The sequence below is a fragment of the Maribacter ulvicola genome (assembly GCF_900155985.1).
Classification (GTDB): Bacteria; Bacteroidota; Bacteroidia; order Flavobacteriales; family Flavobacteriaceae; genus Maribacter; species Maribacter ulvicola.
This window is the reverse complement of record NZ_FTMA01000002.1, coordinates 317,949-343,069: the sequence shown is the minus strand read 5'-3', so window position 1 is coordinate 343,069 and position 25,121 is coordinate 317,949. Positions and strand designations below refer to the sequence as shown.

The following is a 25,121-nucleotide window of genomic DNA, read 5'->3' as shown; positions in this document are numbered from 1 at the left end:
TTATCTCAAGTTCGTTTTTGCTATTTTTTCTATTTCATTAGATGTAACAACTACATCTGAATTACCTGTTTTATTTGCTAGTTTTATCATGGCTAGTGCTATAGTACCCGCATCAACTAATCTGTACTTTTTTAATGGACCAATTAATAGTGGTTGCAATACTTTGAAAACGATTATACCTATTTTCTCCAACACTCTTTGTTCCTCTCTTTCACCTCCAATTAATGATGGTCTTAAAATGGAAGTGGCAGGTATATTCTGGTTTACAACATCTTGCTCCATTTCGCCTTTTGTTTTGTTGTAAAAAACCTTACTCTTCTTATTTGCACCCATTGCAGAAACAACTATATAAGTAGAAATACCATTTTCCTTAGCCAATTTGGCTGCCGCCACAGGGATTCCATAATCAATAGCCCTGTAAAGCCTTTTATCTGGTGTTTTCTTAGCTGTGGTACCTATACAACAATACACTTCATTTGCCGTAAATTCTTTTTTAAACTGGTCAAGCTCTAATAAGTTACCTATATATTGATGTACTTTATTTGGCAAACCTTCAATTCGTGACCTTGAAAATAATTTTATGTTTATATACCTATCGTCACTTATTAGTTTTTCTAATAATAAACCACCGGTTAAACCTGAAGCTCCCAAAATTATAGCTGTCTTTTTCATACTAATCACAAACTTTTATACTGCTCCAAGCAGCATTAAATGCTTGGGTCAACTGTTCTTCGTTTAATAATATGGAACCTCGGTTTTCCGCTATCATTAGAAAGGAAAGAGGATTTATAGTGTATGCATATAGCATGTAGTCGCACATGGGTTTAATTACGCCTTCGCTAATACCACGTTTCCATAGATCTAGTAATGGCTGTAAATGTTTAATACCTTCTTGTCTGCTGGCTTCATCAATCATTGGGGTATTATCGCATTGAGCCAAAAACATTGCATTTGCGCTTTCTTTTAACTTAAATTCTGCTATCCTTTTCCAAATAACCTCAAACCCATCTTTTACGGTCATTTTTTCATCATATGTTGCAAAAGCGTAAGCCGTATAATTCGCTTTAACTTCTACATAGGTCCTATTTACCAAATCTTGTTTATTTTCAAAATAGAGATAAATAGTCGCAGGAGAAACACAGGCCATTTTTGCTATCTTGCTCATAGGCGTTGCATGAAACCCATTGTTATTCACAAGCTTAATCGTTGCATTAATTAGTGCATTACGTTTGTCTATACTTTTTTGAAGTGCTGCCATGTCTAAAATATCTTAGGGCAAAGTTACTAAAAATGAACGTTCATTCTTTTTTTTAACAGAACTTTAATTACGTAAAACTATAGCTCTGAATAATAAACCGAATTAATTATTACCTCATAAGACAAGACTAGCGGTTTAAATATAAAAAGCAATGGTCTATTTTTAACAACGTCTAGGAATGTAGAGAAAGAAGGATATGGGCTTAAAAAACTAATTTGTTTTGGATTTTAATGGGACCGTAAAAAAAATGGAAGTACCCTTTTCAAGAGAACTCTCTGCCCAAATCTCTCCACCATTTGCAATTACCATTTCCTGACTTAGAAGCAAACCTATACCTGTTCCTTTTTCGTTGCTGGTACCATAGGTAGTTTCAGTGGTATTTTTATCAAAAAGTTTAGCTTGGACTTCCTTTGTCATTCCAAGACCATTGTCCTTTATTTCTATTTGATACTTCTCTTTCAATTCCATAACATTTAAGATAACCTCTCCATTTTCTTTGGTAAATTTTACAGCATTACTTATTAAATTTCTTAGTACAATATTAATATGATCTCCGTCACTGAAACTTATAATACTCTCTGGAAAATTATTTATTAAAGTAATTGATTTCTTCTGAGCTAATGGACGTAACAATTCTATATTTTCATTTACTAAAAAATTAAGGTCTAAGTTATTAGGATTATTTACAGAACCAAACATCTGCGTTTTTGCCCATATTAAAAGATTGTTCAACATATCTGAAATCCTGGTAATTTCTTGTAATGCCTTTGGAAAAATCATATCAATTTCCTCTTTTGTTAAGCCATTATCTACATATAATTTTATCAAGGAATGAAATGAATTTACAGGTCCTCTTAAATCATGCGCAATAATAGAGAACAACCTATCTTTAGTAGCATTGGCCTCTTTTAATTCACCCTCATGCTTTAGCAATACTTGCTGCTGCTTTTGTAATTGAATATTAAATTTTCTTTGTATTTTTTGTGTTCTGTAAATTAATAATAGAACAATTAATAATACTAAAAAAGCCACTATTCCTGCAAAAATGTAGTTTCTTTGTTTTTGAATTGCAGCTTCATTTTCGTCCACTAAAATTTGTTTCTGATTTTCAAAGATAATTTCACTACGTAATGCGTTAAGTCCCTTTTGCATTCCATCTATAGCTGTTGTTTCTAACATTTTAATATAGTTAGATTGATACTCAAAAGCCTTTAAGTGATTCCGTTTGTCGTGATATATTTGGGCTAAAACAAGATTAGTCTCTTTTATAGATTCAAACTTATTTAGATCTTTAGATACTTTAAGGGCTTTAAGGGCATAGGTTTCGGCCATTTCTAAATTTGATATTCCAAAGTAAGATTTAGCCATTCCCAAATATGCTTTGGTATAACCTATAATTAAATCGATTTCATCAATAATCTTAATTGATTTTTCAAACCATTTCTGAGCTTCTAAATAATGGTGTTGTTCAATGGCAATACTTCCTATTTCCATATAGGAATAGGTTAGCCAATCTATATTCTTATTTTCCTGGAAAATTGCAATACATTCGTTTACGGTTTTTTCAGCTAAGGCATATTTTTTTTGCTTTTTATATATTACCGCCCTATTTAATAGTGCCTGTGCTACAGCAATATCCAAATTATTTGCTTTGCTAATTTTTAATGATTTTTCATTAAATAACAGGGCGGTATCATAGTCTTTCTTATCATCATATAGCAAAGCTATATTACCATTAAGCACCCCCATCATCAATACATCATTCACCTTTTCAGCAATAGGTAAGGCCGCTAGGTATTTGCTTAAGGCCAACTCATTTTTACCTTCTTGCCACAACGCTCCTCCATAATAATTTAGCGCATCAATTCTTTCGTTCTGTAAATTATTTTTATCGGCAATCGCTAAAGATTTTTGAAGTTTTTCATACGCTTGATCAAGATGACCTTTATGAATATAATAATTGCCCAAACTATTTAATATTTTAGACTGCCCCTTTACATACTTAATTTTCTTGCTTAATGCATAGGCTTCGTTCAAATATATTAATGTACTGTCTGGTTTATATAAAAAAGCTTTTGCTCCTATTCTGGCTAATAGGTCAATATAAGCTTCTGTTAGTGGATTAAAGTTTGGTGAGGTTCTTAATTTTTTAAGTTCTAGAAAATCATCATTACGGGTTTGTGCAAGAAGTATATTAGACGCTATTGAAAAGAAGGCTAAAACAAATGGAATGGCGTAATATTTTTTGGACAAATAATACTTCTTTAGCATTTTTAAAATTTAAGATAATTTTTTGCGTCTATTAAAAAGAACATAACAAATAAAATTCTTGCCTTTTTCTTAGTCAGGTAGCGATAACCAATTTGTAAAACAATATTGTTTATTCTTAACTTAATAAGATATTGATTTTCCATTTGTTTGTTGAAATTTATTAAATTAAATATAGAATAACACTAAAACCTCAAAGTTTCTAAGAACATTCTATACAAATTGTATTTCAAATTATTTTATTTTTAGCTATTCTATTCAAGGTAGTTCCCTCGTACTTTTTTGTTTCTTAATTAGAATCAATTACCTTAAACTTAGTGTCCTCAAAAAAATGTATAAAATTCTTTCTCTTGATGGCGGTGGTAGCTGGGCAATTATTCAATTGCTTACCTTAAAAGATAGGTATGGAAATAGTAAGGGTCACCAAATACTTAAAAAGTTTGATCTGGTTATTGCTAATTCTGGTGGTAGCATTGTTTTAGCAGCTCTTGCTGAAAATTATACCATAGATAAAGCAATATCTTTATTTAAGGAACAAAAGAACAGAGAACTCATTTTTCATAAAAACACCTTTAAAGACCGCTATTTTCCGGTGGATTATCTGGGGTTATTCAATGCCGGATTTGGCCCCAAATATAGCGCCAAACGTAAAAAAGAAGCGTTTGAGCAATTGTTTCCGCAAGTTGATAAAATTCAGATGGACAAGCTTCCTAAATTTATTGGTAAAGAGTCACTTAAACTTGTGGTTGCTACCTATGACGCCTTAAATAACCGAGCTAAATTTTTTAAGTCCTTCTCCACAAATCCTGATTCTTACGATTCTGTTAAGCTAACTCAGGCTATAAACGGATCATCAAACGCTCCTGTTCAATATTTCGATTTTCCTGCACGTTTTAAAGCACAAGGAAGTGATATATTCTATGAGTTATGGGATGGTGCTTTAGGCGGATTTAACAACCCCATTCTAGCAGGAATCATTGAAGCCTACAAATTGGACGTAGATTTAAAGAGCATACGCCTTGTTTCCCTAGGCACAAGTAATTCGCTTATGTCTGCCGATGCCAAAAAAGAGTTTTGGGATTGGAAACAGGTCGCATTAATATTTAGAAGAAAGAAATTTGCTTTTTCTAAGTGGAAACCTCAATTCAATTTCTTTAAAGAAACGGTATTACACCAAGCAAAAACCATTTTATACCAACCGCCAGATACTGCCAATTATATTGCCATGATGTTTTTAAAAGCTGCAACGGGCAAAAATCTAAACGAGCAAATTATACGTTTATCACCATTAATTCATTATGATGCCCACAGCCCAGAAGCTGTTATTCCTTTAATTCAACAACTATACAAAATGGATATGGACCTGACCAAGGATGAAGAAATTGATACACTCATTGCCTGTTTTAATGCTTGGAAAGCTGGGCAACTTTACAACCAGCCCATTGAGTTTAAGATTGAACGTACTAATGATGTAACGCTTTTACAAGGAGATAAATGGTACCAAGAGGGGATGGACAGGTGGATTCAGTGGGATGAGGCTGTTTAGTTTTTATTGAAACCTAGAGATGTTTATTTTCTGAATTAAACAACCCTAGGAAGGATACACGAAAATTCAACAATGGTTTTTTCTTATTTTTGAAAAACTAGACCACTCAGCAACATGACATTAAAACAGATTCTTTACAGTATTACTTTTTTAATTCCTTTTCCTGTATTGGGGCAAGAACACGTTCCTTCAGAAGTATTTTGGAATACGTTACAATCTCATTGCGGTAAGGCATATGAAGGAAGTCTAGTATTACCTGAAGAAGATGAAAACTTTGGTGGAAAAAGACTAGTTATGCATGTTAAATCATGTTCAGATACAGAAATTAAAGTTCCTTTTTTTGTAGGTGATGACAAATCAAGAACATGGATTTTAACCAAAAATGATGGTATTCTTACCTTAAAACATGATCATAGACATGAAGATGGCAGTGAAGATGAAGTAAATTTTTATGGTGGTACCGCAAGTAATCCCGGTAAGGCAGATATTCAGTTTTTTCCTGCCGATGTGGCTACCCAAAAAATGATTCCGGGTGCGGCAACAAATGTTTGGTGGATTACTTTAGATGACACCACATTTACCTATAATTTGAGAAGACTTGGTTCTGACAGAGTTTTTAAAGTAGTAATGGATATTACCAACCCCATTGCAACGCCAGATGCTCCTTGGGGCTGGCAAGATTAAATGGGACATTATCAGAAATCTACATCACTTATAAACAGATTATTGTTACTCCCTGAATAACTGTACCTATCTTTGACGAAAATTATGTTATGTCAAGCCAATTTTCAGATTTAGGAATTTCTAATAATTTACAGAAAAGTCTAGAAGAATTACAGATTACCGTACCTACCGATATTCAGAAAAAATGTATTCCCGTTATTCTTGATCAAAAAGATGACCTTGTTGCTTTGGCAAAAACCGGAACCGGAAAAACTGCTGCTTTTGGTTTGCCATTATTACAATTGATCAATACTAAAAGTACGACCGTACAAGCGGTAATTTTAGCACCTACTAGAGAATTGGCGCAACAGATACAGGCTAACTTATTAGCATACTCATCTAACGAATCTGATATTTCTATTGCTGCGCTATGTGGTGGTATTCCAATAAAACCGCAGATAGAACGACTTAAAACACCTACTCAAATTGTTGTGGCTACCCCTGGTCGATTGGTGGACTTGGTGAAACGTGAAGCTTTAGATATTAAAAAATTGAAGTATTTGGTTTTAGATGAAGCCGATGAAATGGTCACTGCCTTAAAAGAAGACTTAGATACCATTATTGCCGGCATTCCTAAAACTAGACGTACATTTCTCTTTACCGCTACCATGTCTGGAGCAATTAAACAATTGGTTCAAAACTACATGTCTAAACATGTTGTACATAAAGAGGCAGATATGGCTACCCTTGGTCATAAAGGTATTGACCACAAATATATGGTTGTAGAACCTATTGAGAAATTAGAGGTTCTTATGCATTTTTTAAATACAAAAGAGGGACAACAAGGTATAATTTTCTGTAAAACGAAAGCTGCAGTAAATAAGCTAGCCAAAAAACTAGCCATTAATAAATTTTCTTCTGGAGCATTACATGGAAGTTTATCTCAAGGCATCAGAGACCGCATAATGGGTCAGTTCAGAGAGGGGCATATCAATATTCTTGTGGCGACGGATTTGGCATCTCGTGGTTTAGATGTTAAAGAATTGGGTTATGTAGTCAATTACCATTTACCAGACACCTATGATGCCTATGTTCACAGAAGTGGACGTACAGCTAGAGCAGGAGCGAAGGGCCTTTCATTGACCATCTTACAAAAAGAAGAGGTTGCCGAAGTTTTTGATTTTGAAAAGGAATTGGGCATATCGTTCTCTAAATTCCAAAAGGCAGATACACAGAGTATAGAAGAAAACAACACCCTACTTTGGGCAAAGAAAATCTTTAAGACCAAACCTAACCGGGAAATATCAGAAGAATTTAAAACTAAAGTGAAAACCATATTTCATCACTTGACCAAAGAAGAGCTGGTAGAGAAAATATTGGCAAACCACATAGCGCAAAATACTAGTTTACATATAAAGCCGGAAGAGCCAAAAAAGAAAAAATAAGCTAACGATTACAATAAAAAGATTATTCTACAATACGCTACCAAATAAAAAATCCGACTTTGTAAGTCGGATTTTTTATATATAAGGATCTGTAGTTTACAAATATGCCTTCAGCATTTCATTTTGAGACTTGTTGCGCAGTTTACGAACAGCCTTTTCTCTTATCTGTCGTACTCTTTCTCTAGTAAGATCAAAAAGCTCTCCTATTTCACTTAAACTTTTTGGGTGACTTTCACCTATGCCATAATAAAGCTTAATTATTTCACTTTCTCTACTCGGTAGTGTATTTAATGCTTGATTAAGATCCGTTTTAAGAGAATCCATCATCATATTGGCATCTGGTCGGTTTGCATCTTTATTACTTACTACATCATATAAATTTGATGATTCTCCTTCTTGAAAAGGGGCATCCATAGATAAATGCCTTCCTGTATTTTTCATTGCTAGTTTTACTTGCGTACTGCTCATATCAAGTTCTTTAGCAATTTCAGTAGTACTTGGTGGTCTTTGTAAAGATTGTTCTAAAGTAGCGTATACTTTATTGATTTTACTTATCTCCCCAATTTTGTTTAAAGGAATACGAACCATACGAGCTTGATCTGAAATAGAAGACAATATAGATTGTCTGATCCACCAAACGGCATAAGAGATAAATTTAAAACCTCTAGTTTCGTCAAAACGTTTTGCCGCTTTTACCAACCCAATATTTCCTTCGTTGATTAAATCTGAAAGTCGTAATCCGCTTCCTTGATATTGTTTTGCCGTAGAAACTACAAAACGTAGGTTAGCATTAACTAATGTATTTAGGGCAATTTGATCTCCTTCACGTATTCTTCTAGTTAGCTCCACTTCTTCATCTGCAGTAATTAAATCAATTTTTGATATCTCTTGAAAATACTTTTCTAATGATTTCGTGTCTCTGTTGGTAATTTGCTTAGTGATCTTCAGTTGCCTCATATATAATATCTGTTTTTATCGTTATTATAAACTAAACTATTTTTTGATAAAATCCTAATAAAAATAAATATTTATTGATATTTTTTTAACAATATTAAATAATTACTTCACAAACTTTAATATTTATCCTCATATAGCTCTTATTTTGTCAAATCATTAAATTTAGGTCGGCAAACTACTGTGAAAAACGCAAGCACAATATTTGTACTTTGTTTTTAAGAACTGCTTCTTAATTATACAAGGTATTATCGTGCAAGATAACATGCTCTTTCACCTTGTTCTGAAATTCTTGCGGAGTTTGTTCTGCATGCTGCTTAAAGAAACGACTAAAATAGGAGTGATCTTTAAAATCTAGATTATAAGCAATTTCCTTAATGGTATTCTCACTATGAATAATTTGCCGTTTTGCCTCTAGAATTAAGCGATCATGAATTAATTGTACTCCAGTTTTATCTAATTTTTCTTTTAAGATTTGATTCAAACGTTTGGCGCTAATACCCAATTGTTCCGCATAAAACTTGGCATTTCGCTCTTCTTTGTAGTTGTTCTCTAGCAACAGCATAAACTCATACACTCGTTTTTCATTAATATCCTGTAATGTAAAATGCTGCTCTTTTAAATGAATTAACTTTAATAGAAATACTTTTAACAATGCTTTTATCATAATCAGGTTTACCGTTTCCTTATTATAATCATCTTTCAATAATTGTAAAACAGTTGCCAAACCTTTAGAGGTTTCTTCATTTACCTGTAGGCAAGAAAATTCTCCTTGTATATTGAACATTCTAAAAACATCCATCAGAAATTCTTTTAAATCACCTTCCAACAGTTCTTGCTTAAAAGAAATTAAGACTCCGTTCTTACCCGCTTTGTTTAGTTGGTGAACTCTATATGGGGGAATCAGATAAATCCAATCTCCTTTTAATGTCTGAAAATCGTGTTGTGGCTCATGTAGCGCATCCTCATTGACCAACCATACAATTTCAAAGAAATCTCTTCTTGCAGGATCATTCAAATAGGCCGGGGGACAGTTACCTAAATCTTTTATGTATAATACTTTATCACTCAACATAATTCTATTTTTAAACAATTCCACAGTCGGTTTTAGCGAGCATAAATTACAAGCCAAAACTTCGATATTTCCAAAATGTACCACAAAAATAGAAAATAACACCAATGATTATTGCGCTATGGGCAAATTGTACCACACATCTGTCAAATAGTAACATTATCCGAACAATTACAGCTATAACTTTGTACCTGACTAATGACATGCAGTAAGATAAGCCGGAATAATTATGGAAGACATCCTTAAAAATAAAGAATCACAATTAATAGAAAGTGCTATGAGCACTATTATCAATGAGCATATAAAACTGATTCATTCCATTAACTATAATCAATTAGCGAAATTGATTCCCACGATAAACAATGCTAAACACATTTTTGTAATGGGAGCTGGTAGAACGGGGTTGATGATGAAAGCTTCTGCGATGAGATTGATGCATTTAGGATATCAAGTTCATGTTGTTGGTGAAACCACGGCACCGGCAATTGCAGAAGGAGATGTATTGATTGCTGGATCTGGATCGGGTACAACAAGCGGAATTGTAAGAGCTGCTGAAACTGCCAAAAATGTTGGGGCAGATGTCATCTGTTTTACAACGGACAACACTTCTAATTTGGCAACTTTAGCAAATTATACCATAGTAATACCCGCAGCACAAAAACAGGCAAGAGATGAGAATGTATCCAAACAATATGCAGGAAGCCTTTTTGAACAATCGTTGCTTTTAAGTTTTGATGCATTGATACAAACCCTTTGGGATCTGGATGGCAGTACCGCAGCAGAACTATGGAAACGCCACGCAAATATGGAATAGGAATACCATTAAAAAATAAATAAAACAATTAAAATAGAATATTATGGCAAAATTACAAGTAGCAATAGATTTATTAAACATTGATGACGCAATTGCATTAGCAACAAAAGTGGCTCCTTACATTGATATTATCGAATTGGGTACTCCACTTATTAAAAGTGAAGGTTTAACGGGAATTAGAAAAATGAAAGATGCTTTTCCTGATAAATTGGTACTAGCAGATTTTAAAACTGCTGATGCTGGTGAGCTGGAAGCAAATATGGCTTTTGGTGCTGGCGCAGATTACATTACAGTGTTGGGCGCAACAGGAGATTCAACCATTGCAGGTGCTGTTAAGGCTGCAAAAGAACATGGTAAAGGTGTGGTTGTAGATACAATCGGAGTAAAAGATAGAGTAAAACGCGCGCAAGAAGCCATTGCTCTAGGAGCGGAGTTTGTGGAATTACATGCTGGTTTAGATGAGCAGGCAGAAGACGGTTACTCAATACAAGTATTAATTGATGAAGCAACAAGGGCAGGAGTGGCAGTTTCGATTGCCGGTGGTGTTAATTTAAGCAGTATTACCGCAGTTAAAAAATCTGGCGTAACGGTTGCAGTAGCTGGTGCAGCTATCTATGGTGCAAAAGATCCTGCTAATGCAGCCAAGGAATTACAGGAATTGGCTATGGCATAAGTAGGTAGAAGGCGATAGTTGCACTTTTACCGCAACTTAAATCCCCATTTTCGAATGGGGATTTGTTGTTTTATAGCATTAGTTATATATCAATAGCCTAATGGAATTAGGCTCAAATAAATCTAAATTATAGATAATCAAATATTTACACCTTTAACTACCATTACTTCTTAGAAATTACGTAATTTCAAAACATTCCCCTTAAATAGAATTGGTGCATACAAAATAGCAAGAACGACATATATCATTCTTGTTAGTTGAACCATGTAAGTATTACACTAAAACAAAGAGGATGCCTTTATTTCTAGATTTACACGACCTACCTGATGGAGTTACCGCTGCACATGTTGCCAAAATGCATAAAGCTGATTTAGATATTGAACATGAATATGGTTGCCGCGGACTCACTTATTGGTGCGATGAGATAAGAAAAACTGCCTTTTGCCTAATTGAAGCTCCAAGTAAAGAAGCGCTTATCGAGTTACATGAAAATGCGCATGGTGCCGTTCCTACCCGAATTATTGAGGTTAACGATACTATTGTAGAATCGTTTCTTGGTCGAATTGAAGATCCTGAAAAATCTAAAGACGATAGTCTAAACATAATAAACGACCCCGCTTTTAGAACGTTAATGATACTTAAAATAAAAAACAAAAGCTTACGAACTAAAGATATTACTACACTTCAGGCAGCAATTAGAGGATATACTACTGCAATAAAAACATTAATAGCTAAATATAATGGTGGCTTGGTTCGCCATGAAACTAATTTATTTCTAGTGTCTTTTGCCTCGGTTAGTGACGGTATTCATTGCGCCACAGAAATTATTCAAAGCCACAATATTATTGTCACCCCTGATCTGGAGTTTAAAATTGGCATGAGCGCTGGCATACCGGTAACCAATAAAGACGAAATTTTCGAGGACACTATCAGGACATCAGATTGTTTAAGTGACATTTCTAAAGGTAATTTCTCAATAACCAAGGCTGTAAATGACCTCTATGAAAGTGAAAATCAAAATAAACCTATACACAGCGATTCCATAGTTGTTGTAAAATCTAAGGATGAGGAATTTCTAATGTCTCTCATGAATATTACAGCGAAAATTTGGTCTCATTCTATTACTACCGTAAATGATTTTGAAGAAAATTTAGGTTACAGTAAGTCAAAATTTTATAGAACGATGATGGATTTAGTCGGAAAATCTCCCAACACGTATTTACGAGACTATCGATTAGATAAAGCTTTAGCTTTATTACGAAAACAAGATACCAACATTTCTGAAATTGCTTATTCTACAGGATTTAATAGTCCTGCTTATTTTTCTAAATGTTTCTTTAAAAAATACGGAATTCAGCCATCTAGCTATATATTTTAAAAATAAAACAATGTAATACAGGTTATTACACGTAATTACTTAGTGATCCAAAAGTGCTTTTATTTGGTCTAAAAATGGAATCTGAACATATACTTCTGTGCTAGTTTTGTTGAGAACCAAATAAAGATTTTAATTATGAAGACAAAATGGACATTAGTAGTATTAATGATTTCGGGTATTTTATTGACAGGTTTTTCGGCAGAAACAGTATCTCACGATGCAAAAATTGATTTAATAAACGAAGAATTTCCCGAGGCAAAACAAGAGGTATTAGAAACTTTTGGAGCTATAGCTCAAAGTATAAAAGATGGCAATTTGGATAAGTTGATATCCTTTCATGCCTATGGCCCAAAGTTTACAGAATTCAAGAACGGTGAACCACGAAATGGAGATACGGCAAATGAAGCTCATGAACGTACAGTTTTCGGTTCTGTAACCGAAGTGGTAAAATTCGATGCTAAAGATTTGCAAATAGCGGTGTATGGTGATGTTGCTAACCTAACATTTCATTCAGACTTTGAGTTGAAGTTTGGTGAAGATGTAGTAATAGTAAATGACCAAATAACTTTGTTGTTTGTTAGAACAACAGATGGTTGGAAAATGGTTCATGAACACCATTCGCCATTAAATAAATTATAAAAATGGATTATTCATAATATCTTCTAATTACTTTATATCAATACATTAAATTATATTATTTAAAGTTTAGATTTAAATTTATATAAAATGAAAAATACAGTTGCTGAAATACCATCAAACCACATCAATGAATTTAAAAAGCTTTTAAAAGGAAGCATTGTTTTGCCTTCAAGCGCCAGTTATGATGAGACCCGAAAAGTGTATAATGCAATGATTGATAAACACCCCGGACTATTCGCTCTTTGCAAAAATGCTGATGATGTAGTCGCTGCTGTTAACTTTGGGCGAGATAACAATTTGTTAGTTGCTGTAAGAGGTGGTGGTCATAATGGAGCTGGGTTAGGCCTGTGCAATGATGGTTTAGTAATTGACCTTTCAGGTATTAAGTTCGTTGATGTTAATGCTACTAATAATACAGTAAAAGTGGGTGGTGGTAACCTATGGAGCGAAGTTGATAGCGCTACACATGAATTTGGTCTGGCAATACCTTCTGGTATGATTTCTAGCACCGGTGTTGGCGGCCTAACGCTTGGTGGTGGCGTGGGCTATTTATCTAGAAAGTACGGACTTACCATAGATAACCTTATTGAAGCTGAAATGGTTTTAGCAGATGGATATTTCGTAACTGTAAATGCCACTAAGCATACAGATTTGTTTTGGGCCATACGTGGCGGTGGCGGTAATTTTGGAGTGGTTACTTCTTTTACCTTTCAAGCCCATCCTGTAAAAATGATTACTGGAGGTCCAACCTTATGGCCTATAGAAAAAGTAGAAGAAATCATGGAATGGTACGACACTTTCATACACGATGTATCTGAAGATCTCAACGGCTTCATTGCAACAATGATAATACCTGAATCTCCTTTTCCTGCGGAATTACACCATAAGAAATTTTGTGCTATAGTTTGGTGTTATACCGGTGACCCAGATAAATTCGCAGATATCTTTAAACCTGTTTTAGATTTAGATCCTGTTTTTGCCCATGTTGGCGAAATGCCCTACCCAAGCTTACAAGGCATGTTTGATGGTTTATTACCCCCAGGGCTACAGTGGTACTGGCGTGCCGATTTTTTCAATGATTTAACGCCTGAAATTCGTGCTAAACATTTAAAATACGGCTCTAAAATACCAACACCTTTATCACAAATGCATTTGTACCCCATTACGGGAGCAGCAAGTAGAGTAGGCGCTGAAGATACGCCGTGGGCATATAGAAATGCTAAATATGCCGGGGTTTTCATTGGTGTATCTCCTGATCCTAATAAAGCTACAGAGATAACTGAATGGTGCAAAGCATACCAAGAGGCGTTACATCCTTTTTCTGCCGGTGGTGCATATGCTAATTTTATGATGAATGAAGGTCAAGATAGAATTAAGGCCAGTTATAAACACAATTACAAGAGGCTGGTTAAAATCAAAAATAGTTATGACCCTCAGAATTTATTTCAAGTAAATCAGAATATAAAACCATCTACCTAGTTCAAAAAACTACTTACTAATGAGCATAAAAATCCTATCTAAATAATTATTAGATAGGATTTAAAATATTTTTACTTAAAGTATTACTCGTAGAACTCAGAAACCTCATTTAATGGTTTTCTTTCTATATCTGGTACATATGTTGGTGCCTTTGGATACCCAACTGGTAACAATAGAAATGCGCGTTCATTACTTGGTCGCCCCAATAGCTTTGCTAGAAAGTTCATAGGACTAGGAGTATGGGTTAGGGTAACTAAACCTGCATTGTGTATCGCTGTAATCAACATTCCTGCAGCAATACCTACAGATTCGTTTACATAGTAATTATTTACTTTTTTGCCATCAGCATCCAAATCATGTACTTTTTTGAAAATGATTATAAGCCAAGGTGCATCTTCTAAAAAGGGCTTGTACATATTGGTTCCCATAGGTTCCAAATCTTTTTTCCAACGTTCACTCATTCTACTTTCATAGCTTTCTTTCTCTTCCGCTTCTGCAGCTGCTCTAATCTTTGTTTTTAGTACAGAGTTAGATACCGCGCAGAAGGTCCATGGTTGTTTATGCGCTCCAGAAGGTGCAGTAGATGCTGTTTTAATTAAAGTTTCAATCACTTCTTTTGGCACAGGGATATCTGCATATTCTCTTACCGATCTTCGTTCATCTAAAAGCTTATAAAAATCCTCGCTCTGTTTTATAAGTTCTTCTTGAGACAAGGCATTTTCTTTATAAAGTACATGCGTATGTCCGTTTACAGATATATGAGATTCAGTAGCCATTATTTAAGTATAGTTTTAATATAGATTTCTATTCTCAAAGATATTGCTTTTTTAAGGTATCATTTTGTACAGCAACTTTAAAGGATTATTTCTAAAACACATCCCTAAAAATATATCTATGATTCCAATACAATTTAAATTTAACTATACTATGGGCAAATGTTTAAAATGAAAAATAAGTATTTCATATTCTTATCTCCAGAAGAATAAATGATTCCTAGGTTATGCTTTTAATAGCTAGCACTATTTTAAATTTCGGCAGCTAATCTACAAGCTTGGTTTATAGCTCTTTTAGCATCTAATTCTGCAGCCACATCTGCACCACCAATGATATGCACTTTTAAGCCCTTTGCCTGCAGTGGTTCTAATAGTTCTTTAAATGGTAATTGTCCTGCACAAATAACTATATTATCTACGGCTAATAACTTCTGCTCACCTTTTTGTAGGTAATGTAAGCCTTCATCATCTATTTTAGTATACTGAACTTCATTGATAAAGTGCACTTTTTTCTTTTTTAAAGTAGTACGATGAATCCAACCTGTAGTTTTACCAAGTTTGCCACCAAACTTCCCCTTACTACGCTTAAACATGAAAATCTCTCTAGGCGAAGGGTGTATTTTTGAAGGTACATTCTCTATACCACTTCTAGCTTCTAAGCTTTTATCAATTCCCCATTCTTTAAGCCATGCATCAATATTTAAAGCTGTACTTTCCCCTTCATGTGCAAGATATTCAGAAACGTCAAAACCGATTCCGCCAGCTCCAATAACAGCAACACGCTTACCCACTGTTTTTTTAAACTTTAAAACATCTATATAATTTAGCACTTTGGGGTGGTCAACACCTTCAATTTTGGGAGTTCTTGGTTTTATTCCGGTCGCTACAATAACTTCATCAAAATTGCCATTTTGCAAGTCTTCTGCCGTTACTCTTGTATTTAATTTCACCGTTACTTTATGCAGCTCTAATTGTTTATTAAAATAGCGAATGGTTTCATAGAATTCTTCTTTACCAGGTATCTGTTTTGCAAGGTTAAATTGACCTCCTATTTCATTTTCAGCATCAAAAAGCGTAACCTCATGCCCACGCTGAGCTGCAACGGTTGATGCTCCCAAACCTGCAGGACCGGCTCCTACAACAGCTATTCTTTTTTTAATTTCCGTTGGATTATAATTCAGTTCCGTTTCATGACATGCACGCGGATTCACCAAACAACTAGCTACTTTACGTTCAAAAACGTGATCTAAACATGCTTGGTTACAACCAATACATGTATTTATTTCATCTGCTCTATTGGTTTCTGCCTTATTAACCCACTCTGGATCTGCCAAAAACGGTCGCGCCATAGAAACCATATCCGCATGCCCTTCCGCTAAAACTTTTTCTGCAGTTCCTGGCATATTTATTCTGTTAGAGGTAATTAACGGAATAGATAATTCTTCTTTCATTTTCTTAGTCACCCATGTAAATGCAGCTCTGGGTACAGATGTTGCAATGGTGGGTATGCGAGCTTCATGCCAACCAATTCCTGTATTTATAATGGTAGCGCCAGCTTTCTCTATTTCTTTACCCAAGGCAACTACCTCTTGCCAAGAGCTCCCTTTTTCTACCAAATCTAACATAGATAAGCGATAGATAATAATAAAGGATTTGCCCACCGCTAAACGGGTTTGCCTAACCAGCTCTATAGGTAAACGTATTCTATTTTCGTAGTTGCTGCCATAGGCATCGGTACGTTTATTGGTGCGTTCTACTATAAATTGATTGATCAAGTACCCTTCAGAACCCATAATTTCTACGCCATCATAACCCGCAATTTGGGCTAGTTTGGCTGAATTGACAAAGTCTTTTACCGTACGTTTAATTCCAGATTTCTTTAGTTTAAAAGGTTTAAAAGGGGAGATGGGCGATTTTATCGCTGAAGGTGCCACTGCAAATGGGTGGTACCCATACCGCCCAGCATGCAATATTTGCATACAAATTTTACCGCCTTCTTTATGTACGGCATCTGTAATGGTCCTATGATGTCTGGCATGCTTATTAGTACTCATCCGTGCAGAAAAAGGAGCTGTCCAACCTTGGCAGTTGGGGGCAATTCCTCCAGAAACAATTAATCCTACGCCACCTTTTGCCCGTTCCGCATAATAAGCGGCAATTTTATCAAAACCATTTTTTTCCTCTTCTAATCCGGTGTGCATTGAACCCATTAAAATCCGGTTCTTTAAAGTGGTGAATCCTAAATCTAAGGGTTCAAAAATATGTTTGTATTTTGTCATCTAACCAATTATTTTATACCATTTGCTATGCATGCATAATAGTTAAATATACGTTTTATAAACAGAATAATTTGTGTGTCAGTATTCTTTTACCCTAAAATTGAGATATAAATTCTTAGACGCATACGTTGAAATCTGAATTGTGTTTTTCCTTTATATATTGTAGGCTTCCTCATGGTTCAATTACTTTAATAAACTACAAGTCATTTCAATAAAAAATAATGTAAAACCTTGCATATCAATCCATTAAAGTGTAGCAAACAGCTTATTCTAGATACCTAAAATAACTAAAAAAACCCTATTAAACTATTAATTTAAATAGGGTTTCCATATTAAAAATTGATAAGATTACTCCTTATTGGTCTTTTTGAATTTATAGGTAATACCAATGTTTAAACCAAATGAAGAATAAGGAACTTTTTGCGAAAGTTCTTTAGTAGTATCTGTATTGGTATTTGATAGTTTATCTACATATGTTGTCTTTTTGTTGACACCTTCCGGTAAATTATCAATAGTATATAATCCGCTAACCGCAACGGTACCGTCAGGAAGTTTAACATCTGTATTGAACTCAGAAATTTCAGAATCTTTTCGCTTTAAACTGATTCCATAAAACTCCACTTCTGCAAAAACACTGAAATTAGAATCAAGGTCATACTTATAGCCAAGTGCACCTACAAAACCTAAAGGAAATTGCCCATGAAAATCTTCGGTATAATTGGTTTCAGAAAATGAACCATTTGGCACGCCCAACGCTTCTGCCTCTGGTTCTGAGAACACAGATTTTTGATAAATAACTCCCTCCGTCTTTCCTCCTAATTTCAATAAAGCTCCAAAACGACCATATATATTATTGGTGAATTTATATACGATAGATGCAGAAGCACCAAATGCCCTTGCTCTGGCAACCGCATCAACCTCTGTACTTGGTAAATTAACTACAGATACATCTTGGTCTGATCCGTGTAAATATCCTACTCCTAGGTCAACACCAAAATTTTTATCGAAGAAATATGTACCCCTTACCTGAAAATTAACGCCTTCTCCGTAGCTACCATAAGAGTTCTCCGTACCAGAGCTATTAACTCGTTCTCCTAATTTCATTGTTGCACTACCAATGGCATAGCCAGAACTTGCGGAAACCTGCCATTGCCCATAAGAAATGGCTCCGCATAAAATAGCTGCACACACAGTGATTAAGTGTTTCATAATTAATGATTTATAAATTGAAAATTGATTAAATACTTATTTAATAAACAAAAAAAATATTCTGTTATATACTGATTATCAGAATATTAACAACAGTTCTAAGTCTACCTACTTCATTTAAAATAGTATCCGTTATCTTAGATTATCAAAGTTAATTTTTTAAGGAAAGTTCTTACAATCAAGGATATGATTTAACACTCTGTTTATAGTTTGTGCTTAAGTTTAACACCATATACTAACAATTAAACAAGGTAAAAGCATAAAATTTTTGTTTTATGCAATTAATTAGGAATTGATACTACTTCTTTTTTTACCGCTAAACTTAAGCTTTCAATTGACGTTTAAATGCAATAAATAGTAAAGTATAAGTGAACAGTAATAGTAGATACCACGTATTACCAATCAAATCTAAATAATCAATCTTTCCTTTTGAAAAGCTTAAAATCATTAATACTTGTGCCCCATAGGGTAACACCCCTTGAAAAATACAAGCAAAAATGTCCAATATCGATGCTGTCTTTTTATTATCTAAATGATACTCGTCATTTATAGTCTTAGCGATGGGACCGGCAATGATAATTGATACCGTATTGTTGGCAATGGCCATATTTATAGTACTAACTAAAGCGGCAATACCAAATTGGGCAGACTTTTTATTTTTAATAAGTTTCTTGATTTTCACTAATATAAATTCAATACCACCATTTCTTCTAACCATAGCAGCTAAGCCTCCGGTCAATAATGATAATAGAAATATTTCAGTCATATTGGTAAAGCCCGTGTAGGCTATTTTAGTTGATTCAATTAATGTAAAATCACCATAAGCAATACCTAAAACTCCAGCGGCAATAGTACCTAATAAGAGTGTTACAAATACGTTGACCCCTACAATAGATAGAACAATCACTAATACATAAGGCATAATTTTTAAAATGGAATAATTGTATACAGCGCTTTCTGTTAAGTCAGATTCCAAGTCTGAACCTTGAAAAATTAAAATTGCAATTGTAAACAGGGCAGCCGGTACAGCGATCTTTATGTTCTGCTTAAATTTATCACTCATTTTACAACCTAAAGATTGTGTTGCTGCAATGGTAGTGTCTGAAATAATAGATAAATTATCACCAAACATACTACCGCCTAATAATGCACCACATAGTATGGCTAGATCAGCGCTACTTTCATCTGCAAAACCTATAACAATTGGCGCCAATGCTACAATAGCACCAACCGAGGTTCCTGTGGAGACCGATAAAAAACCGGCAATAATAAAAATACCAACATATATATATTGAATGGCAATAACATCTAAACCTAGATTAACAATAGCATCTACACTTCCTGTTACGTTGGTAATAGCTGCGAATGCACCTGCCAACAAATAAATGAGACACATGGTCAATATTTTGTCATCGCCACAACCTTTTAACAACGTATCTATTTTAGCCGTAATGGTTTGCTTAAAAAATATAAATGCAAATATAATACCCACAATCACTGCTATGGGGGCAGGTAGAGCATAAAAGTCATTCTGATAGATACCTACGCCTAAAAACGTAAATACAAATACGAACAGGGGTAATAAAGCTGAAAATTTTGGGGTAATTTTTTTATTTTTTTCCATTTCTCTTTCTTCAAATTCAAAAGAAGGAAATAGCTATAAATTAGAAGAATCATGAATTAACATTTTTTCCAATTAAATGGCTTATCTATTTAGCACCTTGCTTGTTATTGCAGGTTGCTATCTCCTTTTTTTGAGATTCTTGATAACAATTTTAAGGCAGCAAAGTTAGACTATCAACAGACCTTCTAAATCTTAAAAAACGTTAATTTATTTACAAAAAATTCCTACTAATTATTAGGGTTTTTACAGGTAATTAACTTTATAAAATCAACTTCTGCTATTAACTAATAATCACGAACAATCATAAAGTTGAAGTCATGAACTATATTTTTATACTAACTCAGCTATCTACCGCCTGGATCAGCACTGGAAAACCTAAGCGATAAAGGACCTATTATAACTTCTATACGTTCTAACTGTGAAATATTGGGTGGTAAGAAATAGTTTTGACCGGTACGCATACGGTTGCGTACCTGACAATGATCGGCTTACGGGATACCACGAATATTATAGGTATTATACAAGCCAGTAACCAAAACATTACTTGCTGTTTTTACCGTATTCGGTTCTTAAAAAGCAAATCGGTCTGCTATTAATTCCTTAGATAAAAGCATGCAGATGGACTAGCTAAGAGATTACTAAATTAGTGTCTTTGGTTTAAGACTACACCTAAAGGGGAAATAGAAATGGTTGGTTCCCAGATGTAAAATTCTGTTGGTGGTACAACAACAGGTTGTATCTCTAAAAGCAGAGAAAAATTAAACGCAGTGGTCCTATGACGCACCTGGCAATGCTCAACATCTACATCATCTGCATGATGAGAAAGTAAATGCGATCCCGTCACCTTTAGTAATAAACAAACATAAAACATAGCTATACAATATTTAATGTATTACAATGGTATGTTGTGCATTAAAAACATTTTTTTAATGTACCTAAATATATATCTGAATGTGGTTTATTTTTAATCTTGATCAATCCTTTAATTTACGGCAAGAACTCAAGATTTGCTTCAATAATAATTACGACATAAATAATGGGTTTTAAGTAAAACAATCTTCACATTTACCCTGTATTAAGAACTGAGACATTTCAATTTTCCTATTCGGTATTTTAGGTATGGTTACATTAATGGATAAACAATCTACCTTTCCACATACAAGACACTGAAAATGAGGATGAACATCTTTATGTTCTTTTGCCGTACAACCGTTACATTTTGCATACCATTTTAAGCCTTCCTTTCCTAAAAAAGAGTGTAGAACCCCATCATCTTCCAACTTATCCAAAACGCGATAAATGGTCGTCTTGTTAAATGTATCACCTAACTGCTCAATTAATGCTTTTGCAGAAATAGCTACTGTGCTAGTGTTAAATTCATTAAGCAAAACTTCTACTGCTTTAGTTTTTCTAATTACTCCCATATAACAAATATAACGCAACCTTGTTGCATTAACAAATATTATACTTACATTTGCAACTCAGTTGTATTAATAGTTATTTCAATGATACTAATTACACAAAAATCAGACCTATTAGGAACCTTTGCTAATTCATTATGTCTTGTTCATTGCATTGCCACTCCGTTTTTATTTCTAGCCCAAGCTGGTGCTGCAACCTGTTGTGACGGACCACCAATGTGGTGGAAATTCTTGGATTACTTGTTCTTGACAATTTCATTTCTTGCCGTTTTATGGTCTACCCAAAACACGACTCTTAAATGGACTAAACTAATGCTCTGGCTAAGTTGGTCTGTATTGGCGGTAATACTACTCAACGAAAAATTAGAATTAATACCTATACCAGAAGTTGCCATATATATACCTGCCATTGCATTGGTAATACTGCACCTATATAATAGAAATCGCTGTAAATGTGCTACAGGTAATTGTTGTGCAAATGAAGAATAAAGAACAGTTAAACATCATAGAGGACAATCCTATTTCTTTAAGTATGCAAAGTCCTATGTGTCTCTTCTAGGGATATTAAGGATAAAGATAGTTCCACTACAACTAATGAATATGATCGATGTTTTTCTAAATCTGACACACAAAATAAATTCTTAAAACTACTAAGACAAAAAAAAATAAGTAACTAAAACTGATTCCGAATTATTTAAAATTTGCTCCCATTCTAATGAAACCTAGTCCTATAAAACAACTTATTACATGTGTTTTACTTGTTCTTTTTCTAGCCATGAAATTGACCGGTATTCATACAATGTCTCATACAGATGATGTTGATGAAGTAGCTGCATGTAGTATTTGTGACTATGCTATTTCACAAAGTGCAATACCTACTATTGCTGCAAATTTCAATGATTTTCCTGTAAAAAAGAAGTTTCTTTTTATAACGCCAGAAGTAATCAACAATTACACTTATTCTGATACTAGTGCCGTTATTTCAATGGCGCTCTTCTCTAGACCTCCGCCTACATTGCTATAAGTTCTCTTTACATATTGCGCTTAGTAATTAAGTAATCCATTTACCGTATCACATAAAGATGACCGGGAGGTTACAGCTGTACTTATTTTCAAATAAGCTAAATGTAAAGATTTTGTCATGTTTTCTTAAGACAACTTTTTAATTCTTATAGTACTTTATTATGTTTCAAAAAATACTGGTTATAGGGCTATTATGTAGCCTGTGTACAACCGTGTTTGCACAAGATTTTTTTCAAATAAAAGGCATTGTGCAACACGCAAAAGACTTAACACCGGCGCAGGGTGCAACTATTCTCGGAAAAAATCTTTACGCTGTTTCATCAGCATCTGGCGCTTTCACCATCAATAATGTAATTGAAGGTACCTACTCCTTTACGGTATCTCATATAGGGTGTGAACCAACAACCTTTAGTGTTATAGTAGGGCAGAACATGAAAGAGGTAAAGGTTTTCCTTATTGAAGCTACTACCGTTCTTGATGAAGTAAAAGTAAACGGAAAGACCAGAAAAAGGGAAGCTTTGGAGGTTCCTATTGTTTCTCAAACGGTTTCCAAAGAATTTCTGGATCAGAATAGAGAAAACACCTTAATGCAGACTTTAAGTAAAGTTGCCGGTGTAAGTACCATAAATATTGGTTCTGGACAGTCTAAACCAGTAATTAGAGGTTTAGGTTTCAATAGAGTTGCCGTGGTACAAAACGGCATAAAGCATGAGGCACAGCAATGGGGAAACGACCACGGACTTGAAATTGATCAGCATGGTATTGAAAACATACAGATTATAAAAGGTCCGGCTTCTTTATTATATGGTTCAGATGCTATTGCCGGTGTGGTAGATATACAGCCTAACCAAACTCCGTTACCTAATTCTTTTGGGGGTGAAGTCAATATTATTGGAGAAAGCAACAATGATCTTCTAGGGGTTTCTGCCGGTGTAACCTCTAGAAAAGATAAATGGTTTTATCGTAGTAGACTTACCTATAGGGATTATGGAGATTACAAAGTACCTGCAGATAGGATCAACTACGAAAACTATGTTTTCAAATTAGATGATAATAATTTAAGAAATACCGCCGGTAATGAAGCCAATGCCAGTTTAGGTATTGGTTATGTGACAGAAGGATTTAAATCTGAAACCGTTTTTAGTAATGTAAATGCAAAAAATGGCTTCTTTGCCAATGCACATGGTTTAGAAGTACGAACTTCTAGTATAGATTATGATAGCGCAAATAGAGATGTTGACCTTCCATACCACAAGGTTAATCACTTTAAAATAACGAATAACACGTCTATCAGTGCCGGGGAACATGTATTGCATTTAGACCTTGGTTATCAAAATAACAATAGGGAAGAACATTCAGAACCGGTACCGCACGGATATATGCCTACGCCACCGAATACCAAAGAACGGTTGTTCGTTAAAAACACCTACTCCTTAAATTTTAGAGACTCCTTTAATCTTACTGATCAACATAATATGGTGGTTGGTCTAAATACGGAATACCAAAATAATAATATTGGCGGATGGGGTTTTTTAATCCCTGAATACAACCGATTTACAGCGGGTGTTTTTGCGTATGATCAGTTTAAAGTCAACTCAAATTTTTATGTTTTAGCGGGTCTACGTTATGATGTTGGTAGGATAGACACCAAGGCATATTACGATTGGTATCCTTCAACGGTACATAATGCCGATGGTTCCATATCCTATATTCACCAACAAAGGTCTAAAAACAAAACCTTTGATTTTGGAAGTCTTAGTGCTTCTTTAGGGCTTAGTTATATTCAAGATAAAACCAGTTACAAACTCAATGTGGGTAGAAGTTTTAGAATGCCATTGGCTAACGAATTGGCATCGGACGGAGTTAACTATCACATGTATCGTTATGAAAGGGGTAATCTAGATGTAGACCCAGAAATTTCGTATCAACTAGATTTATCCGTAGAGCACACAGAAAACCATTTTAGTATTGGCGTTAGTCCGTTTGTAAATATTTTTCAAAACTATATTTACCTGAATCCGACTTCAAACTATTACGAAACCATACAAATTTATGAATACACTCAAGCCGAAGTTTTTAGGATTGGAGGTGAGCTCAACACACGTGCTACTATTACTGAAAACTTGCAATTAGATGCATCTATAGAATACGTGTATTCAGCGCAAACAAGTGGTCCAAAAAAAGGATTTACATTACCATTTTCTCCGCCTTTATCCGGTTTGTTATCTGCCAGGTACCAATTTGAAAAACTTCTATTTTTTGACAAACCTCAGTTGATTGCGGATTATAGAATTACCGCAGCACAAGAAGAAATAGTTCCGCCAGAAGAAAAAACCGATGGTTATCAAGTGTTAAACATGTCTCTCTTATCAGAAATTGAGGTATTCAAAAATAATTTACCGCTAAAAATGCGCGTGAAACTGAACAACGTATTCAATACCAAATATTTTAATCATACCAGTTTTTACAGACTTATAGACGTACCAGAGGCTGGTAGAAACATCTCATTATCACTAACAATACCTTTTTAAACAATTAGCAATCAGTAATCAGTAATCAGTAATCAGTAATCAGTAATCAAATTAAAATTAAAATTAAACACC

At 34.4% G+C, this 25,121-nt stretch carries 22 protein-coding genes and 1 riboswitch; of the genes, 11 read left to right on the top strand and 11 right to left on the bottom strand.

The window, feature by feature from the left end:
• From BW936_RS10255 to BW936_RS10245, 3 genes are all read right to left on the bottom strand, one after another.
• Window positions 1-672: an NAD(P)H-binding protein gene (locus BW936_RS10255; RefSeq protein WP_076548294.1), complete on the bottom strand. Its 672-nt coding sequence runs from the start codon at window positions 670-672 to the stop codon at window positions 1-3.
• Window position 673: 1 nt separating this feature from the next.
• Window positions 674-1,258: a TetR/AcrR family transcriptional regulator gene (locus BW936_RS10250; protein ID WP_076548293.1), complete on the bottom strand. Its 585-nt coding sequence runs from the start codon at window positions 1,256-1,258 to the stop codon at window positions 674-676.
• 210 nt (window positions 1,259-1,468) lie between these two features.
• Window positions 1,469-3,529, bottom strand: a complete 2,061-nt coding sequence (locus BW936_RS10245; protein WP_076548292.1) for a tetratricopeptide repeat-containing sensor histidine kinase — start codon at window positions 3,527-3,529, stop codon at window positions 1,469-1,471.
• Window positions 3,530-3,857: 328 nt separating this feature from the next.
• On the opposite strand from BW936_RS10245, the gene BW936_RS10240 reads away from it, so the two are divergent.
• The 3 genes from BW936_RS10240 (at window position 3,858) to BW936_RS10230 (ending at window position 7,180) form a co-directional block, all read left to right on the top strand.
• Window positions 3,858-5,072 carry a patatin-like phospholipase family protein gene (locus tag BW936_RS10240; protein WP_076548291.1) on the top strand — a complete coding sequence of 405 codons (1,215 nt, stop codon included), beginning with the start codon at window positions 3,858-3,860 and terminating at the stop codon, window positions 5,070-5,072.
• A 114-nt stretch (window positions 5,073-5,186) separates the two neighbouring features.
• Window positions 5,187-5,756, top strand: a complete 570-nt coding sequence (locus BW936_RS10235) for a hypothetical protein (protein ID WP_076548290.1) — start codon at window positions 5,187-5,189, stop codon at window positions 5,754-5,756.
• 89 nt (window positions 5,757-5,845) lie between these two features.
• Window positions 5,846-7,180, top strand: coding sequence for a DEAD/DEAH box helicase (locus BW936_RS10230; protein ID WP_076548289.1), 1,335 nt, complete (start codon window positions 5,846-5,848; stop codon window positions 7,178-7,180).
• Window positions 7,181-7,276: 96 nt separating this feature from the next.
• Here BW936_RS10230 and BW936_RS10225 read toward each other — a convergent pair whose 3' ends face one another.
• A complete protein-coding gene (locus BW936_RS10225; RefSeq protein ID WP_076548288.1) occupies window positions 7,277-8,137 on the bottom strand; it encodes a sigma-70 family RNA polymerase sigma factor in 861 nt (286 codons plus the stop codon).
• Window positions 8,138-8,366: 229 nt separating this feature from the next.
• Entirely contained in the window at window positions 8,367-9,209 is an 843-nt protein-coding gene (locus BW936_RS10220) for a helix-turn-helix domain-containing protein (RefSeq protein ID WP_076548406.1), read from the bottom strand.
• Between the two features lie 226 nt (window positions 9,210-9,435).
• On the opposite strand from BW936_RS10220, the gene hxlB reads away from it, so the two are divergent.
• The 5 genes from hxlB (at window position 9,436) to BW936_RS10195 (ending at window position 14,189) form a co-directional block, all read left to right on the top strand.
• Window positions 9,436-10,020: a 6-phospho-3-hexuloisomerase gene (gene hxlB / locus BW936_RS10215; RefSeq protein WP_076548287.1), complete on the top strand. Its 585-nt coding sequence runs from the start codon at window positions 9,436-9,438 to the stop codon at window positions 10,018-10,020.
• A 43-nt stretch (window positions 10,021-10,063) separates the two neighbouring features.
• Complete coding sequence (hxlA, locus tag BW936_RS10210; RefSeq protein ID WP_076548286.1) at window positions 10,064-10,693, top strand: 3-hexulose-6-phosphate synthase; 630 nt, start codon at window positions 10,064-10,066, stop codon at window positions 10,691-10,693.
• 292 nt (window positions 10,694-10,985) lie between these two features.
• The gene (locus BW936_RS10205) at window positions 10,986-12,071 is read left to right on the top strand and encodes a nickel-binding protein (RefSeq protein ID WP_076548285.1); all 1,086 of its coding nucleotides are present in this window, start codon (window positions 10,986-10,988) and stop codon (window positions 12,069-12,071) included.
• A gap of 135 nt (window positions 12,072-12,206) precedes the next feature.
• The gene (locus BW936_RS10200) at window positions 12,207-12,710 is read left to right on the top strand and encodes a YybH family protein (protein ID WP_076548284.1); all 504 of its coding nucleotides are present in this window, start codon (window positions 12,207-12,209) and stop codon (window positions 12,708-12,710) included.
• 87 nt (window positions 12,711-12,797) lie between these two features.
• The gene (locus BW936_RS10195) at window positions 12,798-14,189 is read left to right on the top strand and encodes an FAD-binding oxidoreductase (RefSeq protein WP_076548283.1); all 1,392 of its coding nucleotides are present in this window, start codon (window positions 12,798-12,800) and stop codon (window positions 14,187-14,189) included.
• 83 nt (window positions 14,190-14,272) lie between these two features.
• Here the strand turns inward: BW936_RS10195 and BW936_RS10190 are convergent, their stop codons facing one another.
• From BW936_RS10190 to BW936_RS10165, 6 genes are all read right to left on the bottom strand, one after another.
• Window positions 14,273-14,965, bottom strand: a complete 693-nt coding sequence (locus BW936_RS10190; RefSeq protein ID WP_076548282.1) for a nitroreductase family protein — start codon at window positions 14,963-14,965, stop codon at window positions 14,273-14,275.
• A gap of 248 nt (window positions 14,966-15,213) precedes the next feature.
• The gene (locus BW936_RS10185) at window positions 15,214-17,241 is read right to left on the bottom strand and encodes an NADPH-dependent 2,4-dienoyl-CoA reductase (RefSeq protein WP_076548281.1); all 2,028 of its coding nucleotides are present in this window, start codon (window positions 17,239-17,241) and stop codon (window positions 15,214-15,216) included.
• A 348-nt stretch (window positions 17,242-17,589) separates the two neighbouring features.
• A complete protein-coding gene (locus BW936_RS10180; RefSeq protein WP_076548280.1) occupies window positions 17,590-18,450 on the bottom strand; it encodes an outer membrane beta-barrel protein in 861 nt (286 codons plus the stop codon).
• Between the two features lie 322 nt (window positions 18,451-18,772).
• Window positions 18,773-20,074: a Na+/H+ antiporter NhaC family protein gene (locus BW936_RS10175; protein WP_076548279.1), complete on the bottom strand. Its 1,302-nt coding sequence runs from the start codon at window positions 20,072-20,074 to the stop codon at window positions 18,773-18,775.
• Window positions 20,075-20,126: 52 nt separating this feature from the next.
• Window positions 20,127-20,225: riboswitch (SAM-I-IV-variant riboswitch) on the bottom strand.
• A gap of 492 nt (window positions 20,226-20,717) precedes the next feature.
• Entirely contained in the window at window positions 20,718-20,945 is a 228-nt protein-coding gene (locus BW936_RS10170; protein ID WP_076548278.1) for a hypothetical protein, read from the bottom strand.
• Between the two features lie 172 nt (window positions 20,946-21,117).
• Window positions 21,118-21,498 carry a Fur family transcriptional regulator gene (locus BW936_RS10165; RefSeq protein ID WP_076548277.1) on the bottom strand — a complete coding sequence of 127 codons (381 nt, stop codon included), beginning with the start codon at window positions 21,496-21,498 and terminating at the stop codon, window positions 21,118-21,120.
• A gap of 81 nt (window positions 21,499-21,579) precedes the next feature.
• Here BW936_RS10165 and BW936_RS10160 point away from each other — a divergent pair, with 81 nt between their 5' ends.
• The 3 genes from BW936_RS10160 to BW936_RS10150 all read left to right on the top strand — a co-directional run bounded on the left by BW936_RS10160 (window position 21,580) and on the right by BW936_RS10150 (window position 25,049).
• Entirely contained in the window at window positions 21,580-21,984 is a 405-nt protein-coding gene (locus BW936_RS10160; protein ID WP_076548276.1) for a MerC domain-containing protein, read from the top strand.
• Between the two features lie 226 nt (window positions 21,985-22,210).
• A complete protein-coding gene (locus tag BW936_RS10155) occupies window positions 22,211-22,519 on the top strand; it encodes a hypothetical protein (protein ID WP_076548275.1) in 309 nt (102 codons plus the stop codon).
• Window positions 22,520-22,679: 160 nt separating this feature from the next.
• Window positions 22,680-25,049 carry a TonB-dependent receptor gene (locus BW936_RS10150; protein WP_076548274.1) on the top strand — a complete coding sequence of 790 codons (2,370 nt, stop codon included), beginning with the start codon at window positions 22,680-22,682 and terminating at the stop codon, window positions 25,047-25,049.
• The last annotated feature ends 72 nt before the right edge of the window (window positions 25,050-25,121 follow it).